This window comes from Anoxybacillus andreesenii, from assembly GCF_030813005.1.
In the GTDB taxonomy this organism is placed as follows: Bacteria; Bacillota; Bacilli; order Bacillales; family Cytobacillaceae; genus Robertmurraya; species Robertmurraya andreesenii.
In genome coordinates, this window is the sequence record NZ_JAUSTU010000010.1 from 22,699 (window position 1) to 41,264 (window position 18,566).

Below are 18,566 nucleotides of genomic sequence, written 5' to 3' on the forward strand. Positions count from 1 at the left end.
TACATAGATTAAGCTCTTTTCTAAATATCTTACAAAATGGGAGACTGCACATCATCTGTTGCAGTCTCTTTTCGAATTCGGAACTATCCTCGAACATGGCTGTTCTTGAGAATATTCCCCCCTTTGCTTCATAGTATGAAGCTCTGTAAAAAAGGTTCCTCTCTTGCCCTTAAATTGATAGGTAACAGCACCGTGTAAATCAGTGCGAAATACTTTGATTTTTCTTTGCTCTAATCTTTCCGTTACCTCTTGATGAGGGTGGCCAAATCGATTGTTTACACCAGCAGAAATAAGCGCTGCCTTAGGGTGGATATGATCGAGAAGTTCTTCTGATGTCGACGTCTTACTGCCATGATGGCCAGCCTTAAGGATATCTGCAGTGAGCTTTGGAAAGCTTGAAACCAATTTATTCTCTCCTGTCGCTTCTAAATCGCCAGTGAAAAGCCACCGTTTTCCCCCTAATACAATATAGAGAACAATCGATTGGTCGTTCCTCTCCAGATGATCATTTGAACCAGGCGACATGATCCTAAAAGAAAAATCATTGACCCTCCAGCCGTCTCCCTTTTTTCCATAACGGATTGGAATTTTTTCTTTCTCACAAAGCTCTACCACATTGCTTTCAAGCTCTGACTTCTCCTTCACATCGGGCAACACAACCTCCTTTACAGTAAGATTCTGAAGGACAGCAGATGCGCCGCCCATATGGTCCATATCACCATGGGTCAAAATTAATTTGTCAAGCTTCGTAATCCCTTTGCTTTTCAAAAACGGAACCAAAATATCCTTCCCCACCTCAAAGGGATCCCTTCGCTTCTCCCACTCTTCACTTGGAAACACCATGGTTCCTCCTGTATCAATCAGATAAGTCCCCTGATTTAAAGGAAGTTTTATTAATATGCTGTCTCCCTGACCTACATCAATCATCGTAACCTCGCCATTCGGATTCATTTTTCCAGTCGCATAGTGAAAGAAAAGGAGAATGAACGGAACAAGGAGAGCGATTGCGAACTGTTTGATTGTCTTTGCTTTTTCCCAGCGGTAGAGAGAATAGGGAATTCCCATACAATACAGAAAAAGTAAGATGAAGTCTGGACGACCAAGAACTAGTGTATTAAAGGGGAATTTTGCAAGAAACAGAGTGGATTCATTTAAAAGGGATAGGCAAAAATCAACAAAAGATAACAGAGGGTAAAGGGTGTTACCAACCACCATATGAAGTAAATACAGGACCAAAAGGGTCGGTAGAATAATGACTGAAAAAAGCGGTATATAGAGAACATTTACCAACAAGGAACTAAGTGAGAATTCATAGAAATGGTAGAGTAGAATGGGTATCGAAGCAAGCTGAGAAATAAGGGATGTTGAAAGAAGCAGATGTACTGGCTTAAGTGTATATTTGGCAATGATCGGGGAAGATAGAAGCAGAGAGAATGTGACTAAAAATGAAAGCTGAAAGCCAATATCAAAGATCACATAGGGCTGCAAAAACACATAAACAACGAAGACAATACTTAAAATATCAATCGTATGTAATTTGCTTTGGTGGATCTTGGATAACAATAAGGCGAGAATCATCATGAAGCATGCACGAATGACTGAGGGCGCCCCTCCTGTCAATATGATATAAACAGGCAAAAAAGCAATTAAAAAATTAGTCATCCTTTCCCGTGGGATTCCAACTCTAATCCCGACATAAAATAATATCCCTACAAGCATCCCCACATGAAGTCCGGAAATTGCTAGTAAATGAACGATTCCCAGTCTTTGATAGGCAGTGATTAAATCCTCCTCTATTGATGACCTATCGCCAAATACAAGGGCTGAAGCAAGAGGTGCTGTATCCGTTGGAAAATGAGTATGAATATATTGAATTCCTTTTTTTCTGATATTCTGGATAAATATTAAAGGGCTATTCTCCTGTGTACATGAATTCACCTCTTTAGCTTTCAATATCCAAAATATTTTTTCATGACGCAAGTAATTCGCATAATGGAAGGCGTTCGGATTCCTAGGTGGCTCAGGGACTTTCAATTCCCCCTTCACCTTACAAGTTGAGCCTACGCGAAGTCTCCCAACCTCCTCCTTTTCTTTTATATTAGAAAGCCGATACTGAATAACGAGCTTTTCCTTTGTTTCCGCATCTACTCCGTAGGCTGAAAAAAAGTTCCCATCCAGCTTCATCGGTTCCTCCAAGGTAAGGGTAAAATCACTTTCAGAACCTGTTAACTGCGTTTGATTAAGGGTTTCTTCCGCCCCTGCCCTTGTTGCAAATAGTAAGAAGAAGCCTAAGATGTAAAAGAGGTGCTTTGTCGAAAACTTTCTGACCATTTTTAAAAACAAGAGGTAGAACAGAAAGAAGGCAGGTATAAATATGCTACCATACAAACCATAGAGACAGCCTAAAAGCACAGCTATACTGATGAAAAGCCATTTTCCTTTCAACTGGCATAAAGACCTCCTAAAAAGAGGCCGGTCAAAGCAGCCTCTTCCCTATTATAATGGTTGAAATTCCCACTTTAAGCTTCCTTCAGAATCATTCTCATTAATGTAATTCTCAATGTTGGCATCCATTTTTACTGCTTCTACATTGCTGATTTTCAGTAGGTGATAGCAGTACTCATGATTTTTATAATCATAATTGTAGTAAATCCTCGTAATCCCCGCCTGCAAAATTTTCTTCATGCAATGGACGCATGGAAAATGCGTGACGTAAATATGGCTGCCCTTTGTTGAAACACCCTCAAGGGCACATTGAATAATCGCATTTTCCTCGGCATGCAGACATCTCAAACAATGATTGTCCTCGACATAGCATCCAGCATCCAAGCAATGCGCATCACCACTTATCCCGCCGTTATAGCCAGTGCTAATAATGCGATTATTCTTGACAAGAACAGAACCCACCTTTAAGCGGTTGCATGTACTCCTCATACTAATCAGATGGGCATTTAGCATAAAATATTGATCCCATGTTAAGCGTTTATCCATACTTTTTTCACCCTTTATCTAGTCTTTGTCTTAAGTTTAGCGAGAAAGGGCAAGCGACGTCAATTTGATCTTTCTATTTTGGTTGTTTTCGAACAGATTGTGGTGAATGTATAAAAGCAGCAACGGGAGGGAAATAGCCTTTAATTTACAGAAATATGCTCCTTAAGTTTTTCAAATGTTTTCTGACCAAAACCGCTGATCTCCATAATATCTTCAATTGCCTTGAAAGGACCGCTTGAATCTCGGTATTCAATAATCGCTTGCGCTTTTACTGGCCCAATTCCTGGAAGAGTTTCAAGCTCAGACTGGGAAGCCTTATTAAGATTAATTTTGCCGCTATTTGACTCACCGGAAGCGGAGGCTGTCATATCGACATTTTCCACCTCCTCTCCAATATGAGGTACATAGAGAACCATTTCATCCGTCACTCTCATCGCAAAATTTATCGCTTTTGAGTCCGCCGCTTCCGTTACCCCACCCGCCCGGTCAATAAGATCGATTACTCTCTCGCCCATTTTCGCCTTATAGACCCCTGGCTTTTGTACCGCCCCTTTGACATCTACAAGTATTTCTTCGACGGGCAATTGCTCTGGCGGCACCTCTTCTTCTCCATCGATTTCCTCCATTTCCCAGCCTTCCGCATCTTCGGGAGGAGAGAAGCTAACATCATTGGAAATGAAATAATAGACCACTAGTATGACCACAAGCAGTCCTGCCCCCACGAATTTTATCCGTTCTTTGAGCCATTGTAACATCTTCATCATCCTTTCATTGACATAATTTAATTAAGAAATTCATACAGATATAAGAGAATGTTTGCTTAAATGGAGGAGGGTAGTACCATGAAGGTCGGAATCATTGGAACGGGCAATATGGGGAGAATTCTGGTGGAGGCGCTTCTAGACGGGAAAGCTATATCCCCTTCTTCAATGTTTATTACAAACCGCACGATTGCAAAAGCATTCGATATACGTCAAACCTACCCGGAGATAATCGTTGAAAATAATGCTGAGGAGATAGCAAAAAAAGCCGAGCTAATTTTTGTTTGTGTTAAGCCCCATGACGTATTCAATTGCATACAAAATATAGTTCCTTTTTTAACCGAAAATCATTGTGTTGTTTCCATTACGAGCCCGATAAGTGTTGAACAATTGGAATCCGTTTTGCCATGTTCAACGGCTAGGGTCATACCGAGTATTACAAATAGGGCTTTATCTGGGGTATCACTTTTAACATTTGGTGAAAAATGTGAGCCTCATTGGAAAGAAACGCTAACGGAGATGCTCGGGGTTATCTCTACCCCGTTGCAGATTGAGGAAGAAATCACAAGAGTAGCTTCTGATATCGTGAGCTGCGGACCAGCTTTTTTTGTCTATTTAACAAGAAGATTTATCGATGCAGCCGTTTCAGAGACATTAATAGATGAGGAAACCGCAACAAAATTAGCAAGTGAAATGCTAATCGGCTTAGGAGCATTGCTAAAGAAAGACTTCTACACACTGCCTACACTTCAAGAGAAGGTTTGTGTAAAGGGTGGAATCACTGGGGAAGGAATCAAAATCTTAGAAAGCGAGCTTGGTGAGGTTTTTGAGCATCTCTTTCAAGCAACCCACTCAAAATTTAATGAGGATATTGAAGGAACAAAAAAACAATTCACACTACACTAATTCGACCTTAAAGCCAAAATTCCTCCATGAACAAGAAATTTTTTGAGGGTGCACGAACGACACCCTCTTTCTTGATCACTCTAAAGTTGCAATAAAAAATACTCTTTCAGTTTGTGGCCTTGGAGAGCCTTGAAAATCTCCAATGACCTCAAGGACATTAAATCCTCTAGCTTCAAGCCATTTGGTATAGTCTTCAATCGGGAAAGTTCTTTGCATATGATATTCATCGAAGCGGTCATACTTTCCTGCTTCATCCATGACAAAGAAGGTTAGCTCATGCTCTACGCTATTTGGCTCTTTCCCTTCAAAGCAGTTCCAAATATAACAGATTCCATCCTCATCGTAGGAAAAGGTATTGCCGATAAAGATCTCATTCATTTTATAAAGTGAATGAACATCAAAGATGAAAAGGCCGCCTTTTTTTAAATAGTGCCTAATATTCTGAAGTGTCTTTTGGACCTCCTCTTCTGAATGTAAATAATTCAGAGAGTCACAGAATATCCCTACAATATCATAGGTATCCATTAATTCTAGCTCTGTCATGTCCTGCTGCAGAAAATCGACGTTTACTCCCTGTTCCAACGCCTTCGCCTGTGCAACAGTGAGCATATCTTCGGATAAGTCGACCCCTGTCACGTCAAAGCCTAAAGCGGCCAATCGAATGGAAAGCTCGCCAGTACCACAGGCCAGATCCAGCACCTTGTTGCCCTTTAAACCATGGGCTTGCCTCTTTTCCTCAATGAGCTTGATCCAGTCGTCATAGGGAACGTCCTTCATAAGCTCGTCATAAAGATAGGCGAAACGGCCGTATGTCATGATTCAAGCTCACCTTGTAGATGAAGGGTCGGAGCATCTCCCCAAAGGCGTTCTAAATTATAATAGCTTCTTTCATCCCGATGAAATACATGGGCAACGACATCGCCTAAATCAATGAGGACCCATCTAGCTTCATCATAGCCTTCGATCCGCTTAACATCGTAGCCAAGTTCATGGGCCTTTTCCTTAATTTCACGAGCAATCGTTTGAACCTGCTTATCGGAATTTCCATGACAAATAAGGAAATAGTCAGCAATTAAGGAGATTCCCTTCATATCTAGAACGATAATATCTTCTGCGCGTTTGTCATCAGCGGCCTTATATGTCGTTAAGAGCAATTCATTTTCTTGCATTTAATCATGCCTCCTGTTTGTAGTTAAATCATTATATGTATGGAAGGTATCTGGATAAACGGGTTGATTTTTCTTCATAATAAAAAGGATTGTGTTCTGTAACGCCTTGATTAATGCGCTGTCTAAATCCTCTTTGGCAAGCTCCCGTACTTCGTCAACCCCTGGAAAATGTCTGCCTGGTTCAATATAGTCTGCTAAATAGATAACCTTTTCTAATACAGTCATGCCTGGACGCCCTGAAGTATGATATTTAATAGCATCTAAAATATCGGGATCGGTGATTCCCACTTCTTTCTTCACCAAATACGCTCCTACAGGGGCATGCCATAATTCCGTATTATGCACAAGCAGCTCTTTGGGCATTTTTTCCTGAATGATAATTTGTTTCATTTCTTCCTTTGGGCGAAATTTCGCATAGTCATGAAAAATGGCAGACAGCTCCGCCTTCTTCTCATCTGCTCCGTGCTGCTTAGCTAGCACGAGAGCTGTTTCCATAACGCCAATTGTGTGCTGATAGCGATGTTCAGTCAGCTGTTCTTTGACAATCTCTAGTGCCTCACTGCGATTCATATAGCTTATTCTCCTTCAAATACTCAATAATCGAGTTTGGAAGCAAATACTTTATCGTTTTTCCTTCCAATATCCTTTGTCTTATCATGCTGGATGAAACCGCAAATTCCGGAATATCCAGATAGCTGATTGGATAAATGGTTTCATTACGATAATTTGGACGGTTGACACCCACAAAGGAAACGATTTTCAATAATTCATCAATCCTATGCCATTTTGGCAGATACTCCACCATATCTGCCCCGATGATAAAATAAAATTCTTTATCCTGGTGGATTTCTGTTAGCTGCTTCATTGTATCATACGTATATGAAGGGCCGGAACGTTCCAGCTCGAGCGTTTCGATCCGAAAGGAGGGAGCGTCCGCAATCGCTAACTCCAGCATCCTCACGCGCTCTTCATTACAGACGAGATTTGTTTTTTTCTTATGAGGTGGTTCTTGATTTGGAAGAAACCAGATCTCATCAAGCCCGAGTCCATGAAGAACCTCATTGGCAATGAGAAGATGGCCATAATGGGGCGGATCAAAGGTTCCCCCTAGAATTCCAATTTTCTTCATTCCTTCACCTCCAAGAGCTTAAGGCAAGACGATTTCTTTCTTCTCCTTCGACTCCTTATATAGAACAATGGTATTGCCGATAATCTGTACAAGCTTCGCATGACAGCCTGCTACAAGCTTTTTGGCAACTGTTTCTTTATCTTCATCACAGTTTTGCAGGACACTCACCTTGATTAACTCTCTCGCTTCTAATGCCTCACTTATTTGCTGAATCATATTTTCGTTGACCCCACCCTTGCCAACCTGAAAAATTGGGTTAAGGTGATGAGCTTTCGCTCGAAGGAATCGTTTTTGCTTTCCAGTTAACATTCATTTGCCTCCTAGTTGTTTTTGTACGGTAATAGCCATTCGATTAGTATCTGGCAAAATCCCTGTCCATTTTTCAAAGGCAAGAGCCCCTTGATTGACAAACATCGCTATACCATTTTCCGTAATTGCTCCTCTTTCCTTCGCTCTTTTCAGAAACTCGGTTTCGAGAGGATTATAAATAATGTCACTAACAAATGTATTTTCTCTTAAATTGTGCAAAGATATCGGTTTGCATTCCGTTTGTGGTGCCATGCCAATGGATGTCGTCTGAATAATAATATCATACACAGCTAATTGCTCTTCCGCTTCAGACAAAGTTAGAATCGAGGTTTGAACCTCATAAGGACAATCATACGAAAGCCCCTTGGCTTTCTCGAGCGTACGGTTCGTAAGATCGATGGTACCCACACCAACACTAGCAAGGGTAAAATAAATCGATCTCGCCGCCCCACCAGCACCGATAATCAATACTTTTTTGTTCACGATAGAAGGGAGCTTTGATTTTAACCCATGAACAAAACCACTGCCATCGGTATTATAGCCTATTAGGCACCCATTTACATTCACAACCGTATTAACCGCACCAATTGATTTAGCAAGTGGATCGATTTCATCCAGCAGGGGCATAATCGCAACCTTATGAGGAACCGTCACATTGAACCCAGCCAAATCGATCGCTCTGAAGCCATTTACTGCAATTTCAAGGTTTTTCTCCTTGATGGCAAAAGCATGATAGTGAGCATCAATGCCATAAAACTGAAATAAATCATTGTGCATAATGGGTGACATCGATTGAGCGATTGGGTCACCGATAACCGCATATAGCTTTTGCATACTCCTCTCCCACACCCTTCACCTTGTTCTTTTTTATGTTTTCTCTTATCTATTACCGCCTTAATGTTGCGCATTCACTAAGTTACTCGTACCGAGTAAAACCCGTTCATGCGCAACATTAAGGCTAGATAAAGAACGAACATTAAGACCACCGTTATATTAAGGACTTTCTTAGCATCGCATGGACTCCTTTTGGTACATAGGCAGCGATTTTCGCTCCGGGCTCATTGACCGTAATCCAGCCCAGTCCTGAAAAAACAACATCTGTTTTTCCTTCTTTAATCGTAAATTCATGCTTCACAAGCGGAGGAAACGTATCAAGCTGCTCCTGGCGAGGAGGCGTTAACATCTCTCCAACATGTCTTTCATAAAGATCATCCGCTTTTTCAAGCTTTGTACGGTGAATTTCAAGCTCATTGGAGAAATGGCATACGAATGAACGTCGTCCTCCGCTTATATAATCAAAGCGAGCAAGTCCACCAAAGAACAAGGTTTGACCTTCATTTAGCTGATATACCTTTGGTTTAATTTCCTTTTTCGGTGTGATAATTTTCAGATCCCTCTTATCTACATAATGGGCCATTTGGTGATGATTAATAATCCCTGGCGTATCGACTAAGGACTTTCCATCTGAAAGAGGGATTTCGATCATATCTAACGTTGTTCCTGGGAAATGAGAGGTCGTAATCACATCTCCCTCCCCAGTAACTTCCTTTAAGATACGATTGATAAACGTTGACTTTCCTACATTCGTGCAGCCAACGACATAGACATCCTTGCCCTCACGGTATTCTTCAATGGCTTCCGTGACTTCCTTCACAAAATAACCCTTCGCCGCACTAACGAGGAATACCTCCTTCGGTTTCAGCCCCAGCTCCTTTGATTCTTGCTTCATCCAATGGATAAGCTTATTAGGCTTCACAGAAGCAGGCAGCAAATCAACCTTGTTGCCGATTAATAGAATCGGATTATTACCGACAAAGCGATGCAGTCCTGGTAGCCAACTTCCGTTAAAATCAAAGATATCCACAATTTTGACGATCAGTGCATCTCTTTTTCCAAGTTCATTTAGGATTTTTAGAAAATCATCGTCCGTAAGATTGACGTCCTGCACCTCGTTATAGTGTTTTAGACGAAAACATCTCTGGCAGACAATATCCTCTTTTTCTAATGAAGATTTAGGCGCATAGCCAATTTCATCCTTATTCTCCGTTTGTATTTTCACACCACAGCCGATACAAATATATTGTTCACTCAATGACTAATCCTCCCACACAAGCATTCCTTTTTTCCGAAACCAATTGAGTATTCGTCTTTCAATCATGCGATTAAACCTTGTCCAAAAACCGTCCGTAGAAGCAACTGGAACAACCAGAATCGTCTGGAACCCGCTGCGATTCCCGCCAAGGACATCCGTTAGAAGCTGATCTCCAATTACAACGGTTTCCTCTTTTTTCAAGCCCATATCGGCCACTGCTTTTCTGAAGGCCTTACCAAGTGGCTTTCTCGCTTGAAAGATAAAGGGAATCTTTAGTGGATCAGCAAAAGCAGCTACCCTCTCTCGATTATTATTCGACACAATCGTGATTCGAATGTTCTCCTTATTCATCTCGTCAAACCACTCGATTAATTTTGGCGTGGCATTTGGGCGATCCCATTCGACCAAAGTATTATCTAAATCCGTAATTATTCCTTTTATTCCTTTTTCCTTTAAACTCTTAGGTGTTATTTGAAAAATGCTTTTCACATGTTGATTTGGCAAGAATTTTCTTAACAAGTAGGACACCTCATTTTCATCGGCAAAAAAGAGCCTTTTCATTCTAACATTACCAATTCTAACCGTTAAATCAAGAGGAGTGCAAGCAAGGATTCTTACTTGGAGCCATCCTTACTTACAATTCTTATTGCGATCTTGTACCGCCTTATACGTACGCGTTCACTAAGTTACTCGTACCGAGTAAAACCCGTTCACACGTACGTATAAGGCTAAAAATTAGACTGAAAACAATTTTCTACAACATGAAGTCGGGTATCGTCTAATTCCGTCGAAAAATGAACTATATCAGTGGTTTTAGAAAAACTTTTCGACACAGTCACCTTCTTTTCAACAGCTGTGGATAACTTTATTCACATTTTCCCCATTGAACTATCACGTTTTACACTCTTTATAAACATATTAATCACAGTTTATCCACGACGGATTGTGGATAACAAGAACGGTTGTTCTACCACTATTTTTTTGTTAGAGTAAGATTACACAAAAGCAAACTACATTATATGTATGGTTTTTCTTGTTTAGAACCTTTTTTGACAAGGGAGGTGAATTCTGACATGAGGAAGCTGTCAGATGACTTACTATTAGAATCTTATTTCAAAGCAAAAGAGTTAAACTTGAGTTCAGACTTTATCCTTCTTATTGAAACAGAAATTCACCGACGTGCATTGTCACACAAAATTAAAGCATCCTCGTAATTGTTATTGCCCCAAAGGGGTTTTCTTTTTGCCTTCCATCCCATTCAGTCTTGAAATTCACCAATTATTTCACCAACTTTTACCGCTCTTGGTGTATCGCTATCATGGCGTGGTACGAAAGAATGCTCATCAAAAAGGAGAACAACGGTTGATCCAAAAGTAAAATAGGCCATTTCCTCACCTTTTTGTAAATATTCACCACTATAGGTCGTTTCAATCGAGTTCACAAACATCGCTCCGACTTTAACGATGGCTGCTTTACCGAAAGGATGCTCCAACTCCGTAATCTTTCTATAGTTTTTTGATAGTGCTTCCCTTCCATACTTTAGTCCATATTGATTAACCGGATACGATTTGCGTCCCAGTGTCCATTGCCCTATCACCTTGCCAGAGAACGGGCTGTGGATACGGTGATAATGGCTTGGACTTAAATAAAGGAGAACATAGGTGCCATTCGTATAGTCATTCGCCTTCTCGATACTGCCTAGCATATCTACTAAGGAATAGGACTTCCCTTTTATTTGAAGGGTTAGGTCAGGGGAAACCTTCCCTATATCCTCAAGGACTGCATCAACAGGGCTCACCACTGAGTGCGAATGTTCATCAATGAACCGTACGTCATCCTTAAGCCTTCGAATAAAAAAATCATGCAGCGTTGAAAACTCGTGCAAGGATTGAGCCATTTCTTCCTGATTGATTTGATATACTCTTGCAAAGGACGGAATGACCAGTCGACTCAGACGAGATTGGGCAAATTTTTTTAATAGATAGGAGCTCCACCTCCCATTGGTTAGTTCAATTAATGCACGATAAATAGATTGAAGCAAGCTAGATTCCTCCAATTGAAATATTCTCTTTACGAACACGCATATTCCCATTAAAATTAAATATTATTAACAATAATATGTACTTATGCTTTCCCTTCCCCATTTGAAAGGAGTGAGGGTGTTGTTTCTATTGGATGTCTTTGATCAAACGATCAAGAAATTGAAAGCGCAAATGGCAAATATAATTACTTTAACAAATCTGTCTCTTGGAAGCTTTGCGATCATTCAAGGGTTAAAAGGGAATTTAAATCTTAGCCTCCTACTCATATTTATTGCTGCACTTGCCGACCGTTTTGATGGGATGGTTGCTCGTAAGCTTAACATTGAGTCAGAGCTTGGAAAGCAATTAGATTCCATGAGTGATATTATATCATTTGGCGTTGCTCCTGCACTATTAATTTATCAAGGAATCTTATTTGAATTTGGGGCACCTGGGGCTTTTTTTACAGTTCTGTACATTGGCTGTGGAGCCTTCCGTCTTGCTAGATTTAATATTACTGAAGGAAATGGTTATTTTACGGGACTACCTATTACCGTAGCAGGCTGTATTGCTACTTTTAGTTTCTTTTTTATTCCTTATTCTTCACCACAGGTCTTTATTTATATCATGATCATTCTTTCATTCTTAATGATTAGTCCGTTTAAGATTAAAAAAATGTAGCAAAGCAGGGATAACAGCACCTTATAGAGGGGTGCTGTTTTTCTTTATTTAAAAAATCCATCACAGGTTCCGCTAAACAAAGTGTTCGGAAATATTTTCCTGAGCTAAATATTACTCGGACAGACAAAAACAACCTACCTGCTTCATAGGTATTAGTTATAGGCGAAAGTCTTAATAGCGGGGGTGTCGACATGTCAGGAATTCTAACTGCGTTTGGGATTTTAGTTAAAGAGATCATCTTTCTTGTCTCATATGTAAAGAACAACGCCTTTCCTCAACCATTGTCGCCTGAGGATGAAAAGAAGTATCTACGGCTAATGGCCGATGGGGATGGTCATGCCCGAAATATGCTGATTGAGCATAACCTAAGACTCGTCGCCCATATTGTAAAAAAGTTTGAAAATACTGGTGAGGATGCTGAAGACCTAATCTCCATTGGAACCATCGGTTTGATAAAAGCGATTGAAAGCTACTCTGAAGGAAAAGGAACGAAGCTCGCCACCTATGCGGCTCGGTGTATAGAAAATGAGATCCTCATGCACTTACGGGCTTTAAAAAAGACAAAAAAGGATGTTTCTCTCCATGACCCGATAGGACAGGATAAGGAAGGGAATGAAATCTCCCTCATTGATGTACTCAAGTCCGACTCTGAGGACGTCATTGACACGATTCAATTAAATATGGAGCTTGAGAAGGTGAAGGAGTATATTGACGTCCTCGATGGACGGGAAAGAGAAGTGATTGTAGGCCGCTTTGGCTTAGATCTTCAGAAGGAAAAAACGCAGCGAGAAATTGCTAAGGAGCTAGGAATATCAAGAAGCTATGTATCCAGAATTGAAAAAAGAGCGCTCATGAAAATGTTCCACGAATTTTACCGGGCTGAGAAAGAGAAGAAAAAGAACGGACCTAATTTATAGAATTGAACCGAGAATAAAAGAAGCATCCCTAAATTGGAATGCTTCTTTTCATTCATATAACAGACTTAGTCTACACTGACCTCTGCTGCCACAATACAACCAATGGTTCCGCAAATAATAAGCCCCATCACGATTGAGAACATTCGTCCACACCCCTTTGGAATATTCCTGCTAACCTAAATTTACCATATACCCATAGTAAATAACTTGATGGGATGTGAACTTTTTAGGACTTTTTCTAGTGGCAAGCATCATACCCTGTGAAAAATCCTTATTTCCCTTTCTTTTTCCGAAAGGGAAGGGTAAGCAATAGGACATTTAAATACATAAGGTTCACCCCTAACTCCTTCGAAGTGTTAGGTGGAATCTGTCTCCACCCAGAAAATAGCTGTTCTTCCTTGAATAAGATAAATCATCATTAAGCCCACCTTTCCTTTTATATTTGTGAAAATTTAAAATTAGAGCAATCGATGTACAGAATAAGCACGCAGCTTATTTTCTTCGTAAGCCTCTCTCACCATTTGATCGCGAAGAGCTTCCTCAGCAGAAATCTTTCTAGTTTTAATCGTAATCGTAAAAAATAGAATATTTAGGGTCATATCTATCACCTCCTTTAAAAGTAATTTGTTTTGGGCACAAAAAGGCCGTAAAGAATAATCTCTACGGCCTTTTTGTGCCCAAAAAGCCGCAGGGCACATTTCTCCCTGCGGCTTGAATGCATAAAAGTCAATAAAAACTATGCGATCCATTCCTTATAGGTCGAATGTGAAAATAAACAATATGAATTTGTGAAAGCTTTCAGTACAATTCCATTAGTCAACATCATTTTCCTCGACCTCCTTTTAGAATATTTCGCTTACAATGGTAATTATAGCCACTCAAACTAAAATTGTAAACCTTTTTCTACCTATTTTTCTAAATAATTCTTTCGACAATTTTCATTACAAGGGTTGCTGAGTGCAGAGCCGCCTTGTCTAAAAATTGATCAAAGGATACATCTGATTCCTTCCCAGCGATGTCCGATAAGGAACGAATAACAACAAATGGAGTTCCAAACTGATGCGCAACCTGAGCGATTGCAGCGGCCTCCATTTCAACAGCCTGAAGGTTCGTAAATTTGTCCTTAATGAAATCGACACGCTCGGGATCGCTCATGAAGGTATCTCCTGTAGCGATTAACCCCTTTACAACCTGAATTCCCTCGATTTCTCTTGCGGCCTCCTCCGCAATTTTCACTAACTCATGATTTGCTTCAAATGCAGGTGGAAGCTGAGGTACCTGCCCATATTCGTATCCAAATGCTGTGACATCAACGTCATGATGACGTACCTCTGAAGATATCACGACATCTCCCACGTTCAGATTAGGATTGTAACCACCCGCTGAGCCTGTATTTACGACATATTCAGGCTTATATTTTTCAAGGAGAATGGACGTAGCCATCGCAGCATTTACCTTTCCGATTCCGGAACGTAGCAAAATCACATCTTTGCCATTCATTTTTCCGCTCGTATATTCACAGCCAGCAATTGTTTCAACCGTCTTCTCTGTCATATGGTCACGTAGGATCGTTACTTCCTCTTCCATTGCTCCAATTATGGCAATCTTCATGTTGTTACCTCTTTCCTCATTCTATATTTATTGGTCCTATTTCTTTTTCTCTGGAACAGCCGCCAATTCTTCAACCTTTGTTGGTTTCCAGCCTTGACCGTCAACCCATTCAATATACACTCGGTAAATTTGGTCTTTATTCTTTGTATAGACGGTGCCCACTGATTTATTCGGACCATTATTCCCTAAAAAATGAATCGTCATATTCTCCTTTGTCAATCCTGTACCATATGTGATCGCCTCAACCATTTCATCCCAATCGACCCCACTATAGACATTTACATGCTCACCCTGCTGTACGGTCCCGACTGGCTCCCAAGCTGGATTAACGATCGTTCGAATGACATTTGGTTCAGATCCACCTTCCGTAACAATCTTCTCTGCATCGACATTAGGAGCTTCTTCTTTTGTTGCTGAATCCTCTTTCTCCTGTTCCTGAGGCTTAGTAGCTTCAGCTTCTTCGGCTTCCTCTTCTTGGTCGGTCATAACCTGCTTAGAGTCCTTCTTCTCTTTTTCATCAGAGGTAGAGTTCTCTTGTTGCTCTGTATCTGGCTCCTTTTGCTTTGCCGATTCCTTATCATCATTTCCGAAAAAAATATTAAACGATACAATAATAATGAGTAATAATACGATCCCTATTAAACTATTTAGGATCACATCTTTCTTTCTTTTTTTCGTGCGTCGCACGATGCGAGATCCATCGTTTCCCCTACTCATGATTTTCCTCCTTAAACAAGATTTTGGTTCAAGCTTTCAATACTTTGTAAGGATGTCAACATTCTAACACGCATGAACCAAAACTTGAAGCAATATATACGTTTGAAGAAAATCCTCTTTATGAAGAAACCTGGTCTTTGAGCTTTAAACTTTGGTCAAATTGGTAAAGCTCTTTGACCATATCGGCAAATAACGGGGTAACCGCCCCCTCAGCATCAAACACACCAAGATTCACCGTGACTAGTGCATATTTCGGCTTATCGAAAGGAAAATAGCCAGCAAACCATTTATTTAGAAGCTCCTGATCCCCTTCAAAAAGGCCTGTTTCCGCTGTACCGGATTTTCCTGCGACTTCATAGGGAAGGGATTGTAGGCTCCTTCCTGTTCCCTTAGGGTTAACCACGACCTCTCGCAGCAGCTTTTGGAGCTTCATCGCAGTATAAGGTGATATCGAGTCGCTAGCAAGCTTCTTCTTTTCAAAGGGCAACAAGGATGTTCCGTTCTTATATTCAATCCCTGTTACGACCCTTACCATTTCACTTTTTCCACCCTTGGCAATGGTCGAAATCATATTAGCCACTGCGAGGGGCGTTACTCGCACTTCATGCTGACCAATTCCCGTCATAGCGACGAAATTATCATCCTTTTTCGCAGCTTCCTCAAGAAACACGCGACCGAAGTTCTCGTCTGCTAGCTGTTTGAATTGGTCAAAATGATAAACATCCCCTTTCCAGCCAACGGGGCCCAAAATAGACAATTTTTCCGCATATTCCTCAATTATATTTTCATCCATTTTCTTTAGTTCCTTTGCCAAGGTACCAAAGGTATTGTTACAGCTTTGAGCAAAGCTTTCCGTGAACGTAAGGAATCCATGCTGGTAATTTGGATCATCTGTTCCAGCGATTGTTTTGTTACAGTCAAACTCCCTTGTTGCATCATCTAACTCATGTTCAATGGCAGCAGCAGCCACTACAGTTTTAAATACTGATCCAGGTATATGCTGGGTGGTCATCATATTATGAATCCCTTTTTCATCAAAAGGAGCATTCCTGTTAATTTTCGGACGTGAAACCATTGCCAGAACAGAATTGGATTCGATGTCTAAAAGGACGAGGCCTCCATTTTTGATCTGATGCTTGTCAACCAACTCCTCTGCCAATTTCTGCAGGTCCTTATCAAGGGTAGTTCGAATATTCACGGGATAGAAAGGATTCGCTGGCTCCACATATTTCACATGAATTCCAAATAATGGGCCACCTCTGCCATCAACATGATAGACGAGCTTTGATTTCCCATCAGGGAGCAGAAACTCATCGAAGCTTTTTTCAAGGCCTGTGAGACCCACGATCGTCTCAGCTGGCAACTCCTTATCTGGATATCGTTTTTTTAAGACCTGATCGTTCTGTCCGGTTATTCCGATTAACTGTTCTGCCAGCGTGTCGGTCAAAGTATATTTCTTTTCAATTGCAAACACTCCGGGAATCTCCAGTTGATTAATCTGTTTCATCTCACTCTCCGATAGCTCCACAACCTTTGGTCGCCCAAAAGCGAAGGGCTCCTTTGCCTTCTCAAGGGATTGAAGAATCTCAAACTTTGGGACCCCGATAATATTGGCTATTTTTTCAACATCCCAATCCATGTTTTTTAAAAAGGGAAAGAGAACGAGCACATTCATTTTCTTATGGACCAATGATTCCCCATTTCGATCCAGAAAGCTACCTCTGCCATTATCAATGATCATTTCCTGTGACCGCTGCCTAACACTAGCTTCTAACAGATTCACACCACGCTCTGAGAAATTTTCAGTAGCGACCAGCTGAAGCTGAACAAGACGGGCAATCAATAGCGAAACGGTGAATAAACATAATGATAAAAAGACAATCGTTCTTTTCCTCCACATAAAAAAACACCTCGTCAAAAGTGTTGACGAGGTGTTAGGATTTCAAACGGTTTCGCTTATTTTATTTTAATAATTCGAACGTTCATATCGCCACCAGGAGTATGGACAACTACTTCCTCATCCACTTTTTTGCCAATCAGGCTTTTTGCGATCGGTGAATCGTTGGAGATTTTACCTTCAAACGGATCCGCTTCCGCACTACCTACAATCGTATAGGTTTCTTCTTCCCCATCAGGAAGCTCTTTGAACGTTACGGAGCTACCAAGTGTGACAACATCGCCGGAAAGTTCGTCTTCGCTAATGATTTTCGCATTGCGAATCATATTTTCAATCGTTGTGATCCGACCTTCTACAAAGGCCTGTTCTTCTTTTGCTGAATCATACTCAGAATTCTCTGATAAGTCACCGAAGCTTCTTGCAATTTTAATGCGTTCCACAACTTCTTTTCTTTTTACTGTTTTAAGATGTTCTAATTCTTGTTCTAGTTTTTCCTTCCCAGCCAGTGTCATCGGGAATACTTTTTCTGTAGCCAAAATCCTTCACTCCTTCTAGTTTCACAACCCCCATTATAGATTGTGTATGTATATTCTTAATAATAAATACGCATTTACAATTTCGTAGATGCAGAGGAGCGCGCCCTCACATTTGGGGCGCGCAATTGTTAGACTTTTTAACAGGAGAATGTCCTATGAAAAGGATTTCACTCCTTATTATTTAATGCTTATTGTGTCACAAAAATGATTTTTGTTCAAGGATTGTTTGAATCTTTGTGACCATTAAATCAATCGCAACATGATTATGGCCACCCTCAGGTATGATGATATCCGCATATCTCTTTGTTGGTTCAATAAATTGGTTATGCATCGGCCTTACAACGTTTACATATTGATCAATAACCGAGTCAAGAGTTCTCCCCCGTTCCTTAATATCACGGGAAAGCCTTCTGATGATCCGTATATCAGCATCGGTATCAACAAAAAGCTTGATATCCATGAGGCTTCTTAAACGCTCATCCTCTAACACTAGAATCCCCTCAAGAATGATGACTTCCTTCGGCTCCACAAGAATGGTTTCATCCGATCTCGTATGAATTGAATAGTCATAAACAGGTTTTTCAATCGACTGATAGCGTTGAAGCAGCTTTATATGCTCATATAATAGATCATTATCAAAGGCTAATGGATGATCATAATTCGTCTTTAATCTTTCCTCAAAAGGAAGATGACCTTGATCTTTATAATAGGAATCCTGCTCAAGCATGAGAATAGAATGTCCCTGAAAACGATTAATAATGGATCGGGTTACACTTGTTTTTCCGGAGCCTGATCCCCCTGTAACGCCGATTACAACCGGTTTACGCAT

22 protein-coding genes are annotated in these 18,566 nt (G+C 40.6%); 4 read left to right on the forward strand and 18 right to left on the reverse strand.

Translation table 11 applies throughout. The features are described from left to right. Positions 1–51: 51 nt before the first annotated feature. From J2S07_RS11515 to J2S07_RS11525, 3 genes are all read right to left on the reverse strand, one after another. Positions 52–2,445, reverse strand: a complete 2,394-nt coding sequence (locus tag J2S07_RS11515; RefSeq protein WP_307150551.1) for a DNA internalization-related competence protein ComEC/Rec2 — start codon at positions 2,443–2,445, stop codon at positions 52–54. Positions 2,446–2,496: 51 nt separating this feature from the next. Next, the gene (locus J2S07_RS11520; protein ID WP_307150552.1) at positions 2,497–2,991 is read right to left on the reverse strand and encodes a deoxycytidylate deaminase; all 495 of its coding nucleotides are present in this window, start codon (positions 2,989–2,991) and stop codon (positions 2,497–2,499) included. A 140-nt stretch (positions 2,992–3,131) separates the two neighbouring features. Beyond that, entirely contained in the window at positions 3,132–3,746 is a 615-nt protein-coding gene (locus J2S07_RS11525) for a helix-hairpin-helix domain-containing protein (protein WP_307150553.1), read from the reverse strand. A gap of 87 nt (positions 3,747–3,833) precedes the next feature. Here J2S07_RS11525 and comER point away from each other — a divergent pair, with 87 nt between their 5' ends. Then, positions 3,834–4,658: a late competence protein ComER gene (gene comER / locus J2S07_RS11530; RefSeq protein ID WP_307150554.1), complete on the forward strand. Its 825-nt coding sequence runs from the start codon at positions 3,834–3,836 to the stop codon at positions 4,656–4,658. A gap of 75 nt (positions 4,659–4,733) precedes the next feature. Here the strand turns inward: comER and J2S07_RS11535 are convergent, their stop codons facing one another. From J2S07_RS11535 to J2S07_RS11570, 8 genes are all read right to left on the reverse strand, one after another. Next, complete coding sequence (locus tag J2S07_RS11535) at positions 4,734–5,474, reverse strand: class I SAM-dependent DNA methyltransferase (RefSeq protein ID WP_307150555.1); 741 nt, start codon at positions 5,472–5,474, stop codon at positions 4,734–4,736. Then, positions 5,471–5,827: a ribosome silencing factor gene (gene rsfS, locus J2S07_RS11540; RefSeq protein WP_307150556.1), complete on the reverse strand. Its 357-nt coding sequence runs from the start codon at positions 5,825–5,827 to the stop codon at positions 5,471–5,473. The genes J2S07_RS11535 and rsfS overlap by 4 nt, the downstream gene beginning before the upstream one ends. Beyond that, positions 5,828–6,397 (reverse strand): bis(5'-nucleosyl)-tetraphosphatase (symmetrical) YqeK, encoded by a 570-nt coding sequence (gene yqeK, locus J2S07_RS11545; RefSeq protein ID WP_307150557.1) that lies wholly within the window; start codon positions 6,395–6,397, stop codon positions 5,828–5,830. Then, complete coding sequence (locus J2S07_RS11550) at positions 6,384–6,956, reverse strand: nicotinate-nucleotide adenylyltransferase (protein WP_307150558.1); 573 nt, start codon at positions 6,954–6,956, stop codon at positions 6,384–6,386. Before J2S07_RS11550 ends, yqeK begins: the two co-directional genes overlap by 14 nt. Before the next feature lie 18 nt (positions 6,957–6,974). Then, positions 6,975–7,265, reverse strand: a complete 291-nt coding sequence (yhbY, locus tag J2S07_RS11555; protein WP_307150559.1) for a ribosome assembly RNA-binding protein YhbY — start codon at positions 7,263–7,265, stop codon at positions 6,975–6,977. Continuing rightward, positions 7,266–8,099 carry a shikimate dehydrogenase gene (gene aroE, locus J2S07_RS11560; protein WP_307150560.1) on the reverse strand — a complete coding sequence of 278 codons (834 nt, stop codon included), beginning with the start codon at positions 8,097–8,099 and terminating at the stop codon, positions 7,266–7,268. A 154-nt stretch (positions 8,100–8,253) separates the two neighbouring features. Beyond that, entirely contained in the window at positions 8,254–9,357 is a 1,104-nt protein-coding gene (gene yqeH / locus J2S07_RS11565) for a ribosome biogenesis GTPase YqeH (protein WP_307150561.1), read from the reverse strand. Positions 9,358–9,360: 3 nt separating this feature from the next. Further along, a complete protein-coding gene (locus J2S07_RS11570; RefSeq protein WP_307150562.1) occupies positions 9,361–9,876 on the reverse strand; it encodes a YqeG family HAD IIIA-type phosphatase in 516 nt (171 codons plus the stop codon). Positions 9,877–10,430: 554 nt separating this feature from the next. Between J2S07_RS11570 and J2S07_RS11575 the strand changes: the two genes are divergently transcribed. After that, positions 10,431–10,571 (forward strand): sporulation histidine kinase inhibitor Sda, encoded by a 141-nt coding sequence (locus tag J2S07_RS11575; RefSeq protein WP_307150563.1) that lies wholly within the window; start codon positions 10,431–10,433, stop codon positions 10,569–10,571. A gap of 44 nt (positions 10,572–10,615) precedes the next feature. On the opposite strand, the gene J2S07_RS11580 is transcribed toward J2S07_RS11575, so the two are convergent. Next, positions 10,616–11,398, reverse strand: a complete 783-nt coding sequence (locus tag J2S07_RS11580) for a phosphatidylserine decarboxylase (protein WP_307150564.1) — start codon at positions 11,396–11,398, stop codon at positions 10,616–10,618. A 121-nt stretch (positions 11,399–11,519) separates the two neighbouring features. Between J2S07_RS11580 and pssA the strand changes: the two genes are divergently transcribed. Both pssA and sigK read left to right on the forward strand, forming a co-directional pair. Continuing rightward, positions 11,520–12,059: a CDP-diacylglycerol--serine O-phosphatidyltransferase gene (gene pssA / locus J2S07_RS11585; RefSeq protein ID WP_307150565.1), complete on the forward strand. Its 540-nt coding sequence runs from the start codon at positions 11,520–11,522 to the stop codon at positions 12,057–12,059. 191 nt (positions 12,060–12,250) lie between these two features. Then, the gene (gene sigK / locus J2S07_RS11590; RefSeq protein WP_307150566.1) at positions 12,251–12,976 is read left to right on the forward strand and encodes an RNA polymerase sporulation sigma factor SigK; all 726 of its coding nucleotides are present in this window, start codon (positions 12,251–12,253) and stop codon (positions 12,974–12,976) included. Between the two features lie 458 nt (positions 12,977–13,434). Here sigK and J2S07_RS11595 read toward each other — a convergent pair whose 3' ends face one another. The 6 genes from J2S07_RS11595 to udk all read right to left on the reverse strand — a co-directional run bounded on the left by J2S07_RS11595 (position 13,435) and on the right by udk (position 18,566). Beyond that, positions 13,435–13,575 (reverse strand): YrzI family small protein, encoded by a 141-nt coding sequence (locus J2S07_RS11595; protein WP_307150567.1) that lies wholly within the window; start codon positions 13,573–13,575, stop codon positions 13,435–13,437. 316 nt (positions 13,576–13,891) lie between these two features. Further along, complete coding sequence (mtnN, locus tag J2S07_RS11600; protein ID WP_307150568.1) at positions 13,892–14,587, reverse strand: 5'-methylthioadenosine/S-adenosylhomocysteine nucleosidase; 696 nt, start codon at positions 14,585–14,587, stop codon at positions 13,892–13,894. A 36-nt stretch (positions 14,588–14,623) separates the two neighbouring features. Next, positions 14,624–15,304, reverse strand: coding sequence for a YrrS family protein (locus J2S07_RS11605; protein ID WP_307150569.1), 681 nt, complete (start codon positions 15,302–15,304; stop codon positions 14,624–14,626). A 118-nt stretch (positions 15,305–15,422) separates the two neighbouring features. Further along, a complete protein-coding gene (locus tag J2S07_RS11610) occupies positions 15,423–17,204 on the reverse strand; it encodes a peptidoglycan D,D-transpeptidase FtsI family protein (protein ID WP_307150570.1) in 1,782 nt (593 codons plus the stop codon). A gap of 56 nt (positions 17,205–17,260) precedes the next feature. After that, positions 17,261–17,737: a transcription elongation factor GreA gene (gene greA, locus J2S07_RS11615; RefSeq protein WP_307150571.1), complete on the reverse strand. Its 477-nt coding sequence runs from the start codon at positions 17,735–17,737 to the stop codon at positions 17,261–17,263. Positions 17,738–17,933: 196 nt separating this feature from the next. Then, entirely contained in the window at positions 17,934–18,566 is a 633-nt protein-coding gene (gene udk, locus J2S07_RS11620; protein ID WP_307150572.1) for a uridine kinase, read from the reverse strand.